14 protein-coding genes are annotated in these 16841 nt (G+C 68.2%); 10 read left to right on the top strand and 4 right to left on the bottom strand.

The annotated features are described in order from the left end of the window. Window positions 1-18 precede the first annotated feature (18 nt). From TBIF_RS08460 to TBIF_RS08435, 6 genes are all read left to right on the top strand, one after another. The gene (locus tag TBIF_RS08460; RefSeq protein WP_024794394.1) at window positions 19-804 is read left to right on the top strand and encodes an enoyl-CoA hydratase/isomerase family protein; all 786 of its coding nucleotides are present in this window, start codon (window positions 19-21) and stop codon (window positions 802-804) included. Window positions 805-1050: 246 nt separating this feature from the next. After that, window positions 1051-2646, top strand: coding sequence for an ABC transporter substrate-binding protein (locus TBIF_RS08455; protein ID WP_038170449.1), 1596 nt, complete (start codon window positions 1051-1053; stop codon window positions 2644-2646). Between the two features lie 135 nt (window positions 2647-2781). Next, window positions 2782-4644, top strand: a complete 1863-nt coding sequence (locus tag TBIF_RS08450; protein WP_084611626.1) for a DEAD/DEAH box helicase — start codon at window positions 2782-2784, stop codon at window positions 4642-4644. Beyond that, a complete protein-coding gene (locus TBIF_RS08445; protein WP_024794391.1) occupies window positions 4644-5225 on the top strand; it encodes a hypothetical protein in 582 nt (193 codons plus the stop codon). The genes TBIF_RS08450 and TBIF_RS08445 overlap by 1 nt, the downstream gene beginning before the upstream one ends. 108 nt (window positions 5226-5333) lie before the next feature. Further along, window positions 5334-7121: a glycosyltransferase family protein gene (locus TBIF_RS08440; protein ID WP_024794390.1), complete on the top strand. Its 1788-nt coding sequence runs from the start codon at window positions 5334-5336 to the stop codon at window positions 7119-7121. A gap of 48 nt (window positions 7122-7169) precedes the next feature. Further along, window positions 7170-7670 (top strand): nuclear transport factor 2 family protein, encoded by a 501-nt coding sequence (locus tag TBIF_RS08435; protein ID WP_024794389.1) that lies wholly within the window; start codon window positions 7170-7172, stop codon window positions 7668-7670. Window positions 7671-7720: 50 nt separating this feature from the next. On the opposite strand, the gene TBIF_RS08430 is transcribed toward TBIF_RS08435, so the two are convergent. Next, window positions 7721-9352, bottom strand: coding sequence for an ABC transporter substrate-binding protein (locus TBIF_RS08430; RefSeq protein WP_024794388.1), 1632 nt, complete (start codon window positions 9350-9352; stop codon window positions 7721-7723). A gap of 172 nt (window positions 9353-9524) precedes the next feature. Here TBIF_RS08430 and TBIF_RS08425 point away from each other — a divergent pair, with 172 nt between their 5' ends. Then, window positions 9525-11102, top strand: a complete 1578-nt coding sequence (locus TBIF_RS08425) for an acyl-CoA synthetase (RefSeq protein WP_024794387.1) — start codon at window positions 9525-9527, stop codon at window positions 11100-11102. A 444-nt stretch (window positions 11103-11546) separates the two neighbouring features. Here TBIF_RS08425 and TBIF_RS08420 read toward each other — a convergent pair whose 3' ends face one another. The 3 genes from TBIF_RS08420 to TBIF_RS08410 form a co-directional block, all read right to left on the bottom strand. After that, window positions 11547-12737, bottom strand: a complete 1191-nt coding sequence (locus TBIF_RS08420) for a M20 metallopeptidase family protein (protein WP_024794386.1) — start codon at window positions 12735-12737, stop codon at window positions 11547-11549. 128 nt (window positions 12738-12865) lie between these two features. Then, window positions 12866-13615 (bottom strand): SDR family NAD(P)-dependent oxidoreductase, encoded by a 750-nt coding sequence (locus TBIF_RS08415; protein ID WP_024794385.1) that lies wholly within the window; start codon window positions 13613-13615, stop codon window positions 12866-12868. 24 nt (window positions 13616-13639) lie between these two features. Further along, entirely contained in the window at window positions 13640-14560 is a 921-nt protein-coding gene (locus tag TBIF_RS08410; RefSeq protein WP_024794384.1) for a 3-oxoacyl-ACP reductase, read from the bottom strand. Between the two features lie 201 nt (window positions 14561-14761). On the opposite strand from TBIF_RS08410, the gene TBIF_RS08405 reads away from it, so the two are divergent. The 3 genes from TBIF_RS08405 to TBIF_RS08395 are packed head-to-tail and all read left to right on the top strand — an operon-like array spanning window position 14762 to window position 16839. Next, window positions 14762-15256 carry a pyridoxamine 5'-phosphate oxidase family protein gene (locus TBIF_RS08405; RefSeq protein ID WP_024794383.1) on the top strand — a complete coding sequence of 165 codons (495 nt, stop codon included), beginning with the start codon at window positions 14762-14764 and terminating at the stop codon, window positions 15254-15256. Further along, entirely contained in the window at window positions 15253-16008 is a 756-nt protein-coding gene (locus TBIF_RS08400) for an SIR2 family NAD-dependent protein deacylase (RefSeq protein ID WP_024794382.1), read from the top strand. Before TBIF_RS08405 ends, TBIF_RS08400 begins: the two co-directional genes overlap by 4 nt. Before the next feature lie 9 nt (window positions 16009-16017). After that, entirely contained in the window at window positions 16018-16839 is an 822-nt protein-coding gene (locus TBIF_RS08395; RefSeq protein ID WP_024794381.1) for an acyl-CoA thioesterase, read from the top strand. The last annotated feature ends 2 nt before the right edge of the window (window positions 16840-16841 follow it).

Raw genomic sequence — 16841 nt, 5'->3', positions numbered from 1 at the left:
ACGTTCTAGTATGCGGTGATGAGCCTGATCATCGTGGATAGCAACCGTGTCCGAACCCTCACGCTCGACCGCCCCGAGGCTCTGAACTCCTTCAACGAGGCGCTCTACGACGCGCTCGCGGACGCGCTGCTCGACGCCGCGGCGGACCCCGCGGTAGCGGTGGTCCTGCTGACCGGAAACGGGCGGGCATTCAGCGCCGGCACCGACCTGCGGGAGATGGCCCTGATCACCAGTGATCCGGACTTTCAGCGGGGAAAACACGGCTTCCGCGGGCTCCTGGATGTGCTGGTGGAGTTCCCGAAGCCACTGATCTGCGCGGTCAACGGGATCGGTTTGGGGATCGGCGCGACCATTCTGGGCTTCGCGGACCTCGCTTTCATGTCCAGCACGGCGAGGATCAAGTGCCCGTTCACCGATCTGGGTGTGGCGCCGGAGGCTGCGTCCAGCGTGCTGCTGCCCGCGCTGATCGGTAGGCAGAACGCCGCGTGGGTGCTGATGAGCTCGGAGTGGATCGACGCTGCGCAGGCAAAGGAGATGGGCCTGGTGTGGCGGGTCTGCGAGCCGGACACGTTGGTGGCGGACGCCCATCGGTATGCGGAAGTGCTTGCGGCGAAGCCGATCTCGAGCCTGGTTGCGGTGAAGCGGACAATGACGGCTCCGCGGCGGGCGGAGATCGACGCGGCCCGGGAGCGGGAGAACGAGGCATTCCGGGAGCTGATGGGCGGGCCGGCGAACGCAGAGGCGCTGGCGGCCTTCGCGGAGGGGCGCAAGGCGGACTTCACCCAGTTGCCACCCGGCTGGTAGATCCCTGGTTACGCACCTTCTGGGCGCTGATGGGCGCGAGCCACCAGCCTCGATCTACTCCGGCCTGCCGATCTGGTCCTTGAGTGGAACCTGTCCCGCCCGGGCCCGAGTCGAGATCCCGGCCTTCGAGCCAATGGGACTTCGGCGCCAGGCAGGTTCGGTTCGGCCTACCGTTCGCGGAGTTACTGCAGAGGCCTCGCCGTCCGGTGAGGAAATCGGTGAGGTGGAACTAGATTGAACAATTTGATGACTGGGCCCAGCGCGCGAATGCTAGTGCTCGGTGTGGCTGGCGCGCTGCTGCTGGGTGCCTGCGGCTCAGGCGGGGACTCTGATGACAGTGCGGCCACGGGATCCGCGAACGGGAGCGTCGGGTTCATCAATGTGCAGGAAGCCGGCGACGCGGTCGACGGTGGCACCCTGACCTTCGGGTCCTACTCCTTCCCCAACGCGCTGGACCCCACGAAGACTCAGGCCACCGGCTCGACCGGCGGCACCGAGATGGCGGCGATCTACGACACGCTGATCCGTAGCGACTCTGTGGCCGGTGAGTTCGTTCCGCAGCTCGCGGAGTCGATCACCTCCAACGAGGACTTCTCGTCCTACACGGTCAAGCTCCGCGACGGTGTGACCTTCAGTGACGGCACCGTGCTCGACTCGGCCGCGGTCAAATGGAGCATCGACCGCTTCGTCGCGGCGCAGGCGGACGTAGCGCAGGCCTGGTCCGGCGTAGTCGAGAGCATCGCGACGCCGGACGCGTCCACCGTGGAGTTCACCCTGCAACGTTCGTGGGATGACTTCCCCGTGCTGCTGTCGATGGGGCCAGGCATGATCGTCGGGCAGGGGTCCGATGCCAACGGCGCATTCGCCCCGATCGGCGCGGGCCCGTTCACGCTGGAGAAGTTCGCGCCCAACGAGGAGATCACGCTCTCCCCGCGCGCGGACTACTACGGCGGCACGCCCCACCTGGGCAAGCTACGTTTCGTCCCCACCGCGGGTGCGACGGCCTCGCTGGAGTCGCTCAATAGCGGCCAGCTGAACATGGCCTACATCATGCGTGATGAGGACGTGATCAAGGCCGCGCAGGATGCCGGCTTGTCAGGCTTCCTTGATGTTCAGGGGCTGGGCTCGATCGGCGCGGTCAACAACCGCGAGGGCCGTCCCGGAGCAGACCTGCGGGTGCGTCAGGCGGTTGCCTACGGCATTGACCCCGAGGCGATCAACGCGCGTGCGAATAATGGACTGGGCATCGCGAGCAGCGCGATCGTCCCCGAGACCTCGCGATGGAACAACGGGACCGAGGGCCTGCAGTATGACCCGGCCAAGGCCACAACGCTGCTGAACGAGGCGAAGGCCGACGGCTATAACGGCAAGCTCACTTACCTGGCGATGAGCGAGCCCAGCGCAGAGGCGGCGGCCCTGGCGACCCAGGCCTCGCTCAACTCGATCGGCTTCGACGTGACCATCGACTACGTCAGCAGTGTCACCGACCTGGTCCGCAAGCTGTATGTGGAGCATGATTTCGATATCACGCGGTCCTCCTATGCCTTCATGGATGAGGCGCCTTATCTGCGTCTGTACGCCGGCTTTGGCAGCGACTCCAACAACAACTCGGTGGGCTCCAAGGACCCGCAGATGGACGAGCTGCTCGTCGCGGTCCAGACGGCGACAACGGACGAGGCCAAGAAGGAAGCGATCAGCGCCGTGCAGTTGCGGGCCAACGAGACTGTGCCCTACTCGCTGTGGGGGCCGGCCTCGGTCTTCCTCGCGTGGGACAACGACGTCCATGAGGTCAAGCGCAGCGCGGACAACATCATGCTGCTCGACTCGGTCTGGGTCGGCTAGCTACACCGCTTGTGGCGGACGGGGACCGGGATAAGAGACAGGTGCCGCGAGGCTGCGTCAATGTCAGAAAAACCACACCTGATCTGAGGGTTTCCATTGGCCGTCGGGGTGGGTGCGGGCCTACTGTCAGCGGTCATGGACCCGACACTCGCGCCCGAGAGCCGCCTGCAGGCCACGTTCGTCCCGGCGCTGGCGACGCTCGTGTGGTGGGGCGCGGACGACCTCGAGGCAGCGCTGTCCGTGTTGGGGCTGCCCGCGGGCACCGCGTCGACGTGCCGACTGGCGGTTCCCACGGCCGAAGCGGGCGGGGCAGTGGTGGCGCCGCGGACGGTGGGCGTCCGAGTGGCCGCGCTCACCGAGGTGCTGAGCGCGCTGGCGGGCATCGATGCCTCCGGCGACCGGGTGGGGGCATCGGTGCGGGCCTGGCAGGCGGTGGCGCGGGGCGAGAAGTCTGAGATGCCCACGGCCGCACACGCCTCGCTCAACGATGCGGAGGGGGCGATAGCCTCAGCCGACTCCACAGTCCAGCAATTCCTGTCGATGGCCGCCACCAGTCGAGATCTCGCGGTCGCCGAGATCCAGGCCTCGCTGCGGCCTTACCAGGTACAGGGGGTGGCCTGGCTGCGGGCGCTGGCCGGCCACGGCGGTGGCATCTTGGCCGACGAGATGGGACTCGGCAAGACGCTGCAGGCGATCTCGCTGTTGGCCACCCGAGTGGACGGGCCGCCGCATCTGGTGGTTTGCCCGACGTCGGTGCTCGGCAACTGGCGGCGAGAGCTCGCGCGGTTCGCCCCGAGTCTGCCCGTCCAAGTGCACCACGGCGTGGGCCGCGGGCCGCTCGCGACCGCGGTGCCGGGGTCGGCGGTGCTCACCAGCTACAGCGTGTTGCGGAGCGACGCGGTGGAGTTCGCGGCGATGCCGTGGTCCACCGTGATCCTCGATGAGGCCCAGCAGATCAAGAATCCGTCTTCGCTGGCAGCCAAGGCCGCCGCCGGCCTATCCGCGGAGCTGAAGGTGGCGATGACCGGCACGCCGGTGGAGAACCGTCTGGACGAGTTGTGGTCGATCTTCCACGTCGTCAACCCGTCGGTCCTCGGCACGCGCGCCCGTTTCCGGCAACGTTTCGCGCGCCCCATCGAGACCGGTCGCTCGGGCACCGCTGCCGCGCGGCTGACCGACATCATCGAGCCATATGTGTTGCGGCGCACCAAGTCCAAGGTGGCAACGGATCTGCCAGCCAAGCAGTATGCCACCATCGCGTGCACGCTGACGGCCGAGCAGTCCCGGCTCTACCGCGCGGCGGTGGCGAACGCCTTCGACTCGGGGCTGGGCAGGGGCATCGCTCGCCACGGCAACGTCCTGGCTCTGCTGACGGCGCTCAAGCAGATCTGCAACCACCCGGTGCAATTCGGCGCCGGCGGCACCGAATTGATGGGGCGCTCCGGCAAGTTCGACCGCGCAAGCGAGATGCTCGCGGAGATTGTCGACGAGGGAGATCGAGCACTGGTGTTCACGCAGTACCGTGCGATGGGGGAGCTGCTGTCGAAGCATCTGACCGCGGAGCTGGGGGCGGGCGCGATCCCGTTCTTGCACGGCGGTCTCAGCGCTGCGAGTCGGGACGAGTTGGTTGATGAGTTCCAGACCCGCCCGGACGGGCCGCCGGTGTTGATCTTGAGTCTGCGAGCCGCGGGATTCGGGTTGAACCTCACGCGAGCTAGCCACGTGGTGCACTTCGACCGGTGGTGGAATCCCGCTGTGGAGGATCAGGCCACCGACCGCGCGCACCGGATCGGCCAGCATCTGCAGGTAAATGTGCACACCCTCGTCACCGGCGGCACTATCGAGGACCACATTGCCGCGATGCACGAGTCGAAGCGGGCGGTGGCCGACTCGATCACCGTGGACCCCGGCTCGACCGGCCCGGAGTCCGCGCTGGCGGCGATGTCCGACGCACAGCTGCGGGAGCTGCTGGAGCTCGATCAGAGTGGAGTGTTCTGATGACTGCGGAATTCGGCGTCACGGCGTGGGGCCGGGCGTGGCTGCGCACCATCGAGTCGGTTTCCGTCGGCGCCCCGAATCCAGCGCTGCCGCAGGCCCGGTCACTTGCCCGCAACGGGGCGGTCGGGCTCGCGGAGGTACTCGCCGGCCGCATCCAGGGCAAGGTCCTCGCCAAGGGGAGGGAGTTCTCGGTCGTGATCACCGTGCCCACCTGGACCGCCGCGCAAGCCGGGAGGGTGCGCGCGGCGCTCGAGCAGGCTGGAGCCCAGGATCGGCGCATCGGTTCAGGGGAGTTCCCGGATGAGCTGGTGGCCCGGCTGCAGGACCAGGACGTGGCGGTGGCCAGCGGAGTAGAGGATTGCGTGGCGAGCTGCCCCTGCACGGGTCGGCGCAGGCCGTGTGTGCACCACCTGGCCGCCATATATTGCCTGGTGCAGCGTATAGACGAGGTGCCGTCGCTGGCGGTCCGGCTGCGGGACCTGCAAGCCGATGCCGCCGATTTCGACGGCCCGGGACAGCCGGCTGCGGCGGAATGGCTGCCTCTGACTGCACTAGACCCCGACGGTTTCTATGGGGTCTGACCAGTCCGGGGCTCTTAAATAGGTGTTTCCGCTCAGAGAACTCACAGCATCCCGCACTAGCGTCGAAACGTCTCCGATCTTGGAGACGGAATTGGGGTGAGGGCGCGAATGACGACGGCGCAGAGAACGACTGAGCTCGAACTGCTGAAGGAAGGGCTGCCGACGAGGCGCCGGCGCTTCGGCTGGAGCCCGCGACGGTCGGACCTGTTGGCGGCAGTCGGGTTCACAGGGCTCTCGGTGTTTGTGCTGGGTGGGCAGTGGCGTGCCCCGACCACCGGCTATCTGGTGGGGAGCGACCAGGACCAGCGGATGTGGGAGTGGTTCTTCGCGGTGGGCGCGCGGGCCGTGTTCCACCTGGAGAATCCGCTGGGCTCGGTGCTGCAGAACTATCCGCAGGGCGTCAACCTCATGGGCAACACGGCCATGCTGGGCCTCAGCATCCCGCTGGCCCCGGTCACAGCGATATTCGGCCCCACCATGACCTGGACGTTGGCCATGACCATCGGGCTCGCGGGCACCGCCTATGCCTGGTACTGGCTGTTCTCGAGGTACGCCGTGGAGTCCCGTGCCGCGGCGGCCGTCGGCGGGCTGCTGTGCGGATTCGCACCCGCGATGATCTCGCATGCCAATGGCCACCCGAACTTCGTGGTGCTCGGGGTCCTGCCACTGATCCTGGCCTGCGCCATCAGTCTGGGCCGCGGGGCCCGCCGCCGGGTGTCCGTGGTTCTGGGACTGCTGATCGCCTGGCAGATCATGCTGGGCGAGGAGCCGCTGCTGATCCTCGCGATTGGTTCCGTCATCTTCGGAGTCTGCTACCTGGCCTGCGCGCCACGGTTGGCGATCGCGATGGCGCGCACCCTGGCCCGCCCACTGCTGCTCGCCGCCGCCGTGGCGGCCGTGCTGGTGGCAGTCCCACTGTGGTGGCAGTTCTTCGGACCCCAGAGCTATAGCAACCTCACTCACGGCAGCTGGTCGAATGACCTGCAGTCGCTGTGGAAATTCTCGCCCCAGACGCTGGGCGGCCTGGTCGATGGCAGCAAGGTGCTCGGCCGCAGCGGCACCGAGTTCAACTCGTACTTCGGTTGGCCGCTGCTCGCGATGACGGCGGGCATCGCCCTCTGGCTGCGCCGATCACCGCTGGCCCGCGCCGCCTCGATCACGGCCCTCGTGATGATCGTGCTGTCGCTGGGACCCACACTCAAGGTTGGTGGTGCAGACACCGGCATACCCATGCCGTGGCGCGTGCTGGACAGCCTGCCGCTGTTCGAGTCGGTGCTGGAGACCAGGTTGACTATGGCCGCGGTGCCGCTGATCGGGCTGCTGCTGGCGTTGGCCACCGACCGCGTGCTGCGCAGGGGTTCGATGACGGCGACCGGCGCCTGGGTGGTCTTGCTGGCCCTGACGCTTGCCCCGCTCGCGCCGCTGCCAATCTCGGCGGTGGTCCGCGAGCCCACGCCGGTGTTCTTCGAGAAGGGCGTGTGGCAGGACTACGTGGACCACGGCTCCGTCGTGGTGGTGCCGCTGCCCCAGCTTGCCGATGCGACGGCGCTGACCTGGCAGATCGACGCGAAGATGGGCTTTCCGCTGGCTGGCGGATACTTCGTGGGGCCGGCGGGTCCCGACGACAAGGGTGGCTATGGCGCGCCGACGCGACCCACCGCGAAGTTGCTCGGGGAGGTGCTCTCGTCCGGCGTCGTCCCGCAGATCACGGCGGAGGAGCGGGCGCAGGCCGTCGTTGATCTGCGGTTCTGGCAGGCGGATGTCGTGGTGCTGCCGACAGGCAAGAACTCCGACGCGCTGCGCACGACGGTGCAGGACCTGTTGGGGGACGCCGGCCACCGGGCGGCCGACGTGTGGGTGTGGGACGTGCAGAGCCTGGTTGGGGCAACGCGATAGTAGGTTCGGGGCCAGGCACCCCGCCCCACTATCAGCAGGAGGACCCCCGTGGCCGATCGATCCTCGACCCTGGAACAGCGCATCGCCCGACTCGAGGCGGTGGAGGAGATCAAGGCGCTGAAATACCGCTACTGGCGCGCGTGCGACGGCAAGGACCCGGTGGGCTTCCGCGCCGCTTTCATCGCGCGGGGCGCGGCGATCGACTTCGGCCCGCTCGGCGCCTTCGACGACGCTGATCCGATCGCCGAGATCTACCAGGCCATCGCGCTCCGCAAGCAGGATGGCAAACACCTGATCCTGGACATGCACCACGGCCTGCACCCAGACATCCAGCTCACCAGCGACACCACGGCCACCGGCTCCTGGACGCTCCGCTTCCGGCAGGTCAACGTGCACGAGCAGACGGAGAGGGTCGCGGCCATCGAATACGACGACCGGTATGTGGTCGAGGACGGCGTCTGGAAGATCTCGGCGTGCACAGCCCTCGACCTCTGGTCGATCACCCGGCCGCTGGGCGAGGAGGTGGTCATCGCCGACAATCTGGCCTAGCGAATGCGAAGGACCCCCACCTGGCTGGTGGGGGTCCTGCTGGTTGTCGTCTAATTGGCGTCGAGCCACGCCTGGTCGAACAGCATGATGCCCGTGGCGGTCGGGGTGACGCCGTGGACGTTCTTCTGCCAGGCCCAGAAGGAGGGCAGGCCGCTGATCGGGGCGGATGGCACGGTCTCGTTCCACAGCGCCTGGATCTTCGCGATGACGGCGCGGGCGGCGTCGTCATCCTGGGTGGCCTGCAGATCGGCGATCAGCTGGTCCATCTCCGGGTTGGCGTAGCCGCCGGTGTTGCCCAGCGACGTGCTGTTGGTGGTCGAGTCCAGGCTCAGATCGATGATGGACTCGTACATGCCGAGCCCGGCGTGGGCGAGGTCGAAGTCCTTCTTGACGTACACGTTCTGGAGGATGTCGCCGGCGTTGTTGGCCAGGACGACGTTCACCTTGAAGCCCACCGCCTGCAGGAGCGACTGCACGGCCAAGCCGATGGCGTGGTCCTTCGGCTCGTTGAGGACGACGTAGTTCAGCTCGCCGTTGTAGCCGTCGGCCACCGCGGCCGCGAGCAGCTCCTTGGCCTTCTCCGGGTCGTACGCGATGCCGGGGGTGTCGGTGTGCCACTGCGAGGTGGGGCCGAACAGCTCGGAGCCGGGCAGACCCCCGCCGTTCTCGGCGCGCTGGTCGATCAGCTCGGTGTCGAGGGAGTGGCCGATGGCCTGGCGCACCCGCACGTCCGAGCCGGGACGGCCCTCGCGGTTGTTGATGATCTCGGCGCCGCCGGCGTTGAGGACGCTGATGTAGCCGGGGTAGCCGTCGGCCTTGGCCGCGTCGATGGCCTCGCTGAGGCCGCGGATGTAGGCGACGTCGAGCTGGCCGCTCTGCAGGGACTCGAGGTTGGCCTGGGGGCCGTTGAGCGCCACCATGCGGAGCGTGTCCAGGTGGGGCTTGCCCGCGTAGTAGTCGGGGTTGGCGGTGAAGATGCGCTCCTCGTTGGGCGCGAACTTGCCCTCGGTGAACGGTCCCGCGCCGATGGCTGTGAAGGCCTCACCCTGCTGGGAGGCCGGCGCGACGATCATGCCGTGGCCCAGGGCCAGCATGGACGGGAAGCGCTGCCACGGCGCCGTCATGGTGAATACGACGGAGGCCCCGTCGGCGGCGGGCTCGGCGGCGGCCACCGACTTGAGCCACAGGTCGGACCCATTGCCGCGGCCCTGGTTGTAACGGTCGATGCTGGCGACGACGGCGGCGGCGTCGACAGGGGTGCCGTCGCTGAAGTTGACGTTGTCCCGCAGCGTGAGGGTCCATACGGTGGAGTCCGCGTTGGCCGCAAGGGATTTGGCCAGCTTGGGCTCGTACGTGTTGGTGTCGGTGTCATAGGACATCAGGACGTCGTAGACCGCCGCGAGGGCCTCGCCGCCGGAGCCGCCACGGGCTGCGGTCTTGGTCGGGTCGAGGGAGGCGGCGAGCAGTTGGACGCCGTAGGTCAGAGTGCCGCCGTCGACGGCCTGGCCGGGGGCGGGCTGCACGTTGACCATTCCGGTCTGGAACCCCGCTGGCACCTCGGCGGCGTTGTCGCCGGCCCCGTCATTGCTGCTGGCACAACCCGCGAGAATGGCGCTTGCGCCCACCACCGCGACGGCGGTGCGGCAGTATCTGCCGAATCGGCTAACACTTGTACGCGACATATCGACCTTCCTTAGTGCGTCCCCCGCGGGGATGTCCGGGACCCCATAATGTTGGCACCGGCCGCAGATCGTGCCCTCGCCTCCCAGTGACTGGAACGAGCGGCCGTGCCCGAGGCGCAAGTGATTTAGTGCAGGGAAGCCGTGTGACGCCCAAAACGATAAGGACTGCCCTGTGACTTTGAACATCGCCACCTTGTTTGAGTCGGTGGCCGACGCCGTGCCAGACCGCGTCGTCCTGACCTGTGAGTCGGAGCAACGCAGCTATGCGCAACTGGAGGTCCGGGCCAACAGGCTCGCGCACCACCTGCAGTCGGTGGGGGTCGGGCCGGGCGATCACGTGGCGGTGCACATGCGCAACCGCATCGAGTACGTCGAGTGCGTGCTCGCGTGCCTGAAGGTGCGGGCCGTGCCGATCAACGTCAACTACCGCTACGTCGAGGCCGAGCTGGTCCACGTCTACGGCAACTCCCAGGCCGTGGCGTTGATCGTGGAGGCGGAGTACCTGGCGGCGGCGCGCGCCGCGCTCGCGAGCTGCCCCACCGTCGGGCACGTGGTGGTGGTCGACTCTGCTGCGCCCGCGGCCGATGACACGGCGGGCTACGAGCCCGCGCTCGCCGCGCAATCGCCCGAGCGTGACTTCGGGCCGCGTAGCGCCGACGACAAATTCATCATCTACACCGGCGGCACCACGGGCTACCCCAAGGGCGTGGTGTGGCGACATGAGGACTTCTACTTCGCGGCGCTCTCGGGCGCGAACACGAGCGGACCCCCGCGTCTGACCCTCGAGGAAGTGGTGGCCGCCGCGGTCGCGAACTCTGCCGCGCCGGTGTTCCTACTGGTCCCGCCGCTGATGCATGGGGCCGCGGTGTATTCGTTGCTGACCGCGTTCCTGGCCGGCTCGCGACGGGTGATCATGCGTGATTTCGACGCTGTGGAGGCGCTCCGGGTGATCGAGGCGGAGCGGGTCACCGGCATCACGGTGGTGGGCGACGGCATCGCGCGGCCGCTGGCCGAGGCGATGGAGCAGCACCCCGAGATCGACCTGTCCTCGCTGAAGATGGTGGGCTCCGGTGGCGCACTGTTCTCTACCGGCGTGAAAGACCAACTGCGCGAGCGGGTTCCAGGACTGGTGATCAAGGACGCGTTCGGCGCCTCCGAGACCGGCAATGACGGCATCGTCGAGTTCGCCGCCGACGGCACCAAGCGGATCCGGTCCAATCCCAACATGGTGCTGGTCGATAATGACTTCCGGCCGGTGGGTCCCGGCATCGAGGGCTTCATCGCGCGCAGCGGCCATGTGCCGCTGGAGTATTGGGGGGACCCGGTCAAGTCCGCGTCGACGTTCCCGGTGATCGACGGCATCCGAATGGCAGTGCTCGGCGACCGCGGGATCCTCGAGGGCGACGGCACCATTGTGCTCCTGGGCCGCGGCTCCAACTGCATCAACTCCGGCGGCGAGAAGATCTACCCGGAGGAGGTCGAGCAAGCGCTCAAGACGCATCCGGCGGTGTACGACGCGCTGGTGGTCGGCATCCCCGACAAGCGGTTCGGTCAGCGAGTCGCGGCTGCTGTCGCCCTGCGGGAGGGCCACTCCGGCGCCTCGCCCGAGGAGCTCACCGAATACTGCCGCACCCAGGTGGCCGGCTACAAGATTCCGCGCGTGGTCGTGTTCGCGGAGGAGGTCAAGCGCTCGCCCAGTGGCAAGGCCGACTATCCGTGGGCGCTGCGGACGGTGCTCGCCGCGGACTGAGCTCGATGGCCACGACGTCGTAGTTGGTAGTCCTGCCGGGCCCCTACGTTCCGCGGGCGCCCGATGCCCGTTTGGTCGGGAATCTAGGCGATGGGGACGGGGTTCCGCCCGCTCGTGCGGTCAGTGCCGGTCCGTGTTCGCTGTGACCTGGGAAAACGGACTAATGGCGTGGTCAGGATTTTCACCAGCGGGCACCTGACCTGCGATTGTTGTGGGGGAACGGCCAAAATCCCCCCGTTGGTGAAGGCTGACCAGCCGCCACCACATGCGCCACCTGGGCTTTTTCCGCGGCACCCGATTCTGGGCTCGTCCGCCGGGGGATTTGCGGTGTCCGAGGCTCCTGATTGGGGCGATACGGGCGTTGTCTGCCCGCGGAACGTAGGCCCGCGGCAGGACTATCCGCAGAGCTGCACGCCGCCGACGACCACGGAGAAATGGACCAAACTAGCGGCCCGCCAACGTCGACATCGCCAGATGCGCCAGCGCCGCGGCCTGGTCGGCCAGCACCGCGTCGTCGAATAGCACGTGCGGGGAGTGGTTGACGGCTGCGGTTGCGGGGTTCACAGAGTTCGGGCTGGAGTGCAGGAAGAGGTACGTGCCGGGCACCTGGGCGAGTACCCGGGAGAAGTCTTCCGAACCCATGACGGGCGTGGGTATCTCGATCACCCGTTCCGCGCCTAGCAGCGTGGAAAGTGCGGCAATCGCATGCTTGGTGGCCGCAGCGTCGTTCACGGTGACCGGGTACTGGAGGGTGAAGTCGACCTCGGCCGTGCAACCGTGGGCGGCGGCGATGCCGTCGGCGAACACGCGGACCTCCTCGCCCAGTCGGGCCTGCGCGTCGGCGGAGACCATGCGGACGCTGGCGCCGAGCCCGGCGGACTCCGGGATCACATTCACGGCCTCCCCGGCGAACAGCTGGGTCACGGACAGGACCACCGGGTCGAAAACCGAGAACCGCTGCGTGAGCATGGTCTGCAGGGCGCCCGCGAGCGCGGCGACCGCGGGCACCGGGTTGCGGGCCGAATGCGGTTGGGAGCCATGGCCGCCCGCGCCGCGGATGGTGACCTGAAGCCTGCCATTGCCCGCGAGGATTGGGCCTGGACGGGTGGAGAAGACACCGCGCTCGCCAGGGCCATTGTGGATCGCGAATGCGGCGATGGGCGTGGTGCCGGTGGTTTCCAGCAGTCCCTCGGCGAGCATCACCGCAGCGCCGTCGTACCCCTCCTCGCCCGGCTGGAACATGAACAGGACATCGCCGGCCAACTCCGCGCGTCGGGCATGGAGGAGTCGGGCGGCGCCGACGAGTGCGGCAGTGTGCAGATCGTGGCCGCAGGCGTGCATATTGCCGTTGGTGGCGGCGTACTCCAGTCCCGCAGGCTCCGCGATGGGCAGGGCGTCCATGTCCGCGCGCAGCAGCACCGTCGGGCCGGGCCGTCCGCCGCGGAGCACGGCCACCACGGAGGTGCAGGCCTCGCCGAGGGTGACCTCGAGGTCGAGGCCGCCCAGCGCGGCGACGACCGCCGCCTGGGTCTTGGGCAGCTCCAGACCGAGCTCGGGCTCGTGGTGCAGCGCTCTGCGCAGGGCGACGAGGTCTGGCAGGAGGTTGGCGGCATCGGCGAGCAGCGTTTGGGGCATGCAACCGACATTATCGATATCGCCGTCCGCGGGGGGTGAGTCGTCTCATCTGTAGCGCGTGATGGGCGCCGACCAGACGAATGCGGGGCCGGGACATCGATGTCCCGGCCCCGCGTGGTGCACGACTGTCAGCGCATCATGATGCTGCCGCCGTCGGCCATGATCGTCTGGCCAGTGAGGTAATTGCCGTCCTCGCTCGCCAGGAACACCGCGACGGGGGCGATGTCCTTCTCCGGGTCGCCGTAGCGGTGCAGCGGGACGTTCGCCAGCATCTGCGCCCCAGTCTCAGGGTTGGCCTCAATATATTTCTGCACGCCCTCGGTCGCGGCGAGCGGGCTGATGATGTTGACGTTGATGTTGTCCACCGCCCACTCGTTGGCGGCGACGCGGCTGATCCCGCGGATGGCCTCCTTCGCGGCGGCGTAGGACGTCTGCGTCGGCATCCCGCGCAGACCGGAGCCCGACGCGAAGTTGATGACGGCGCCCTCATTGGCCTTGAGCTGCGGGTACGCAGCCTGCATGAGCCAGAACGTCGCGTAGAAGCCCGTGTTCATCGACAGGTCCATGTGTTCCTGTGTGGTCTCCACGAAGGGGGCCTGGCGTGAGGCATGGGCGTTGTTGACCAACACGTCCAGCCGGCCGAAGGCCTCGACGGCCGCTGCGACGATCTTGGCGGCGTTCTCCTGCTGGGAGATGTCGAGGGAGATGAACCGAGCCTGATCGCCCACCTCTTCGGCAAGGGCCTTGCCGGCCTCTTCGTTGATGTCCACGAACAGGACGTTGGCGCCCTGCTTCGTGAATGCCCGGACGATGCCGCGGCCGATGCCACCGGCGCCCCCCGTGACGATGGCCGTCTTGCCTGCCAGTCTGTTGCCCATGGGTTCTCCCTTGATTGTGAGTGCTTAGTCGACTGCGAGGGCGGGCTTCTCCAGCGCTGCGATGCTGTACGCCGAGTAGGTCTCGTACTTGCCGCGGCCCTTGAAGTGGGTGGTCAGTTGCGCGTCGAGCTCCGCGGCGTCGAACGCGCCGGTGGGGGCCTCGAAGGTCTTCTCGATCTGCGGCGCGGCCATGAGCGTGACCATCTTGCCGTAGACCACGAACACCTGGCCGGTGATCTCGTCGGAGGCGGGGGAGGCCAGGTACTGGACTAGGGCGGCAACGCGCTCGGGGGCCAGGGCGTCCAAGCCGGTGGACTGGTCGATGCCCTCGAAGACGGACGCGGTCATCTCGGTGCGGGCACGCGGGCAGATCGCGTTGGCACGGACGCCATAACGCGAGAGGCCCTGCGAGGTGGACAGCGTCAGCGCGATGATGCCGGCCTTGGCGGCGCCATAGTTGGGCTGGCCAGCGGGGCCGAAGAGGGCGGCCTCGGAGGAGGTGTTGACGACGCGGCCGTAGACGGGGGCGTCGGCGGCCTTGGAGGCTGCGCGCCAGTGTGCGGCGGCGGCGGCCGACGTCGCGGCGTGGCCCTTGAGGTGGACCTTGATGACGTCGTCCCAGTCTGACTCGGTCAGGTTGAAGATCATCTTGTCCCGGGTGATGCCCGCGTTGTTGACCAGGATGTCGAAGGAGCCGAACTCCTTGACGCCGGTGGCGACCATGGACTGTGCCAGGGCCCAGTTGGACACATCGCCCTTGACTGCGAGGGCCTGGCCGCCGGCGGCGACGATCTCGGCGACGACCTCGTCGGCGCGGTCCGTGAAGTCGTTGACGAGGACGGACGCGCCGGCCTGCGCGAGGGCGAGCGCCTCAGAGCGGCCCAGGCCTGCCCCGGCGCCGGTGACCAGGGCGGTCTTGCCCTGCAAACTCAGTGTGTCGGCCATGTCTGGCTCCTCTTCGGCTGTGGGTCGATAGATCGAATTCTATTTTCGTGGCTGACATTACTTCGGAAACGTCCCGGTGAGCGGTAGTGGGGTCGCCTCGGTCTGGGGCTCTGGCCGGTGCCAGCATGCTAATTTCGGGTGACCGTCCAGATTGTCGATAGCTGGGTTAGCGATAAGGGGTTCACAGTGGCTGATGAGTTTGTGCGCAACCAGCGCCGAGGCCGGGCGATTGCCATGACCGACGTGGAGCGCGACGCGTTCCTGGCGGCCGAGCGCACGTGCCGGGTGGCGACTGTCGGGAAGGACGGCGCCCCGCATGTGAGCCCGCTGTGGTTCGGCTGGCACGACGGCGCGCTGTGGCTGTTCTCGATCACCCGCAGCCAGCGGTGGACGGACCTGGTGCGCGATCCCCGCGTCTCCGTGGTGGTCGACGCCGGCGTCGACTATATGGAGCTGTGCGGCGTGGAGCTGTCCGGCCGCGCGGAGATCGTGGGCGACGTGCCGCGTTCCGCCGAGCCCGATCCGCAGCTGGCGGCCGTCGAGCAGATCTTCGCCGACAAGTACATGGGCGGGACGTTCTATCCGGACGGCCGGCATGCGTGGCTGCGGATCACTGTGGACAAGATCTCCAGCTGGGACTTCCGCAAGCTGGCCGACCTGGGCAAGGGTGGACACGAGGGCACCGGCAAGGCGTGACCCCGGCTTTCCCTCGTGATCTGCTCGAGCGGCTTCGCGCCGCCCGTCACATCATGGTTCTCACCGGCGCGGGTGCGTCGGCGGAGAGCGGCATACCCACTTTCCGCGACGCGCTGACCGGGCTGTGGAAACGATTCGACCCCACGCAGCTCGCCACGGCCAAGGCTTTCGAGGCTGACCCGGAGCTGGTGTGGGGCTGGTATGAATGGCGGCGCACGCTCGTCGCGCGCTGCGCCCCGAATCCAGGGCACGACGCCATCGCGCGCTTACAGGGGCTCGCGCCACAGGTCACCGTCGTCACCCAGAACGTCGACGACCTGCACGAGCGCGCCGGCAGCGCCGCCGTGATCCACGTCCACGGCAGCATTGGCGCCCCGCGCTGCTTCGATTGCGCGCGCGGCTGGTCCAGCCGGGATCCTGTGCCCGCGGACCCCGCACGGCTGGCTCCGCCCCGCTGCGCCGACTGCGGCGGGATGATCCGGCCGGGCGTTGTGTGGTTCGGCGAATCGCTGCCGCCACGCGAGTGGGCGGCCGCCGAGTCCGCAGCGCGCTCCTGCGACCTGATCCTCGTGGTGGGGACTTCCTCCCTGGTGTACCCGGCGGCGGACCTGCCTCGGCTGGCCGCGGCGTCGGGCGCGGTTCTCGTGGAGGTGAATCCGGACCTTGGGGGTCTCGACGGCCTCGACGGGCACTTCCTGCGTGGGGCCGCCGGTGAAGTGCTGCCCGCGCTGATCGCCGCGGCCTGGCCCTAGGATTGCGCGATGGAGCCAACTGAGTCCCACCCGCACGCGATCCATCTGGGCGCCGAACGCCTGGAGGCGCTGATGTTCCGCGGCGTGTGCCACGGGGCGATCGGCAACCGGGCCTTCGGCGGGCAGGTATTGGCGCAGTCGCTGCATGCGGCGGGGCAGACGGTGCCGGCGGAGCGGATCGCGCACTCGGCGCACGGCTATTACATCCGCGGCGGACGGGCCGGACAGCCCATCGTCTACCGCGTGGAGGCGACCCGGGACGGCCGATCCTTCTCCACCCGCCAGGTGCAGGCCGTGCAAGACGGCGAGGTGCTCTTCTCACTCACCGTGTCCTTTCAGGTTGCCGTGCCGGGCGCGGCGCACGGACTGCCCATGCCCGACGTGCCGCTGCCAGACGAGTTGACCGGCACCCGAGGGCTTTTCGGCGCGGTGTGGGACCGCCAGCCCATCCCGGCGCAGCTCTTCGACTTTCGCTTCGTCCCAGACGGTCTCGTGCCGGCGGGCAGCCAGATGTACTGGGTGCGGGCCTGGGAGCCGCTGGGCGAGGATCCGCTGGCACAGCTGTGCGCAATCTCGTACGTCTCGGACATCAAGCTCGCGTCCATCGCGAGCGGTCTAGACCGTGCGGAACTGCCCGGGCACACGCTGTCCTCGTTGGACCACTCGATCTGGTTCCATCAGCCCGCCCGCGCGGACGAGTGGCTGCTGTATCACCAGCACGGCAGGGCGGTCTCCGACTCTCGGGGGTTGGCCAGCGGCGAGTTCTTCACGGTGGCGGGAGATTTAGTGGCATCGGTGGCGCAAGAGGTGCTGATTCGGCCCCGGCGCTAGGC

This window comes from Tomitella biformata AHU 1821 (assembly GCF_000524475.1).
GTDB lineage: Bacteria > Actinomycetota > Actinomycetes > Mycobacteriales > Mycobacteriaceae > Tomitella > Tomitella biformata.
The sequence above is the reverse complement of the archived record's forward strand: the minus strand, read 5'-3'. Positions and strand labels throughout refer to the sequence as shown.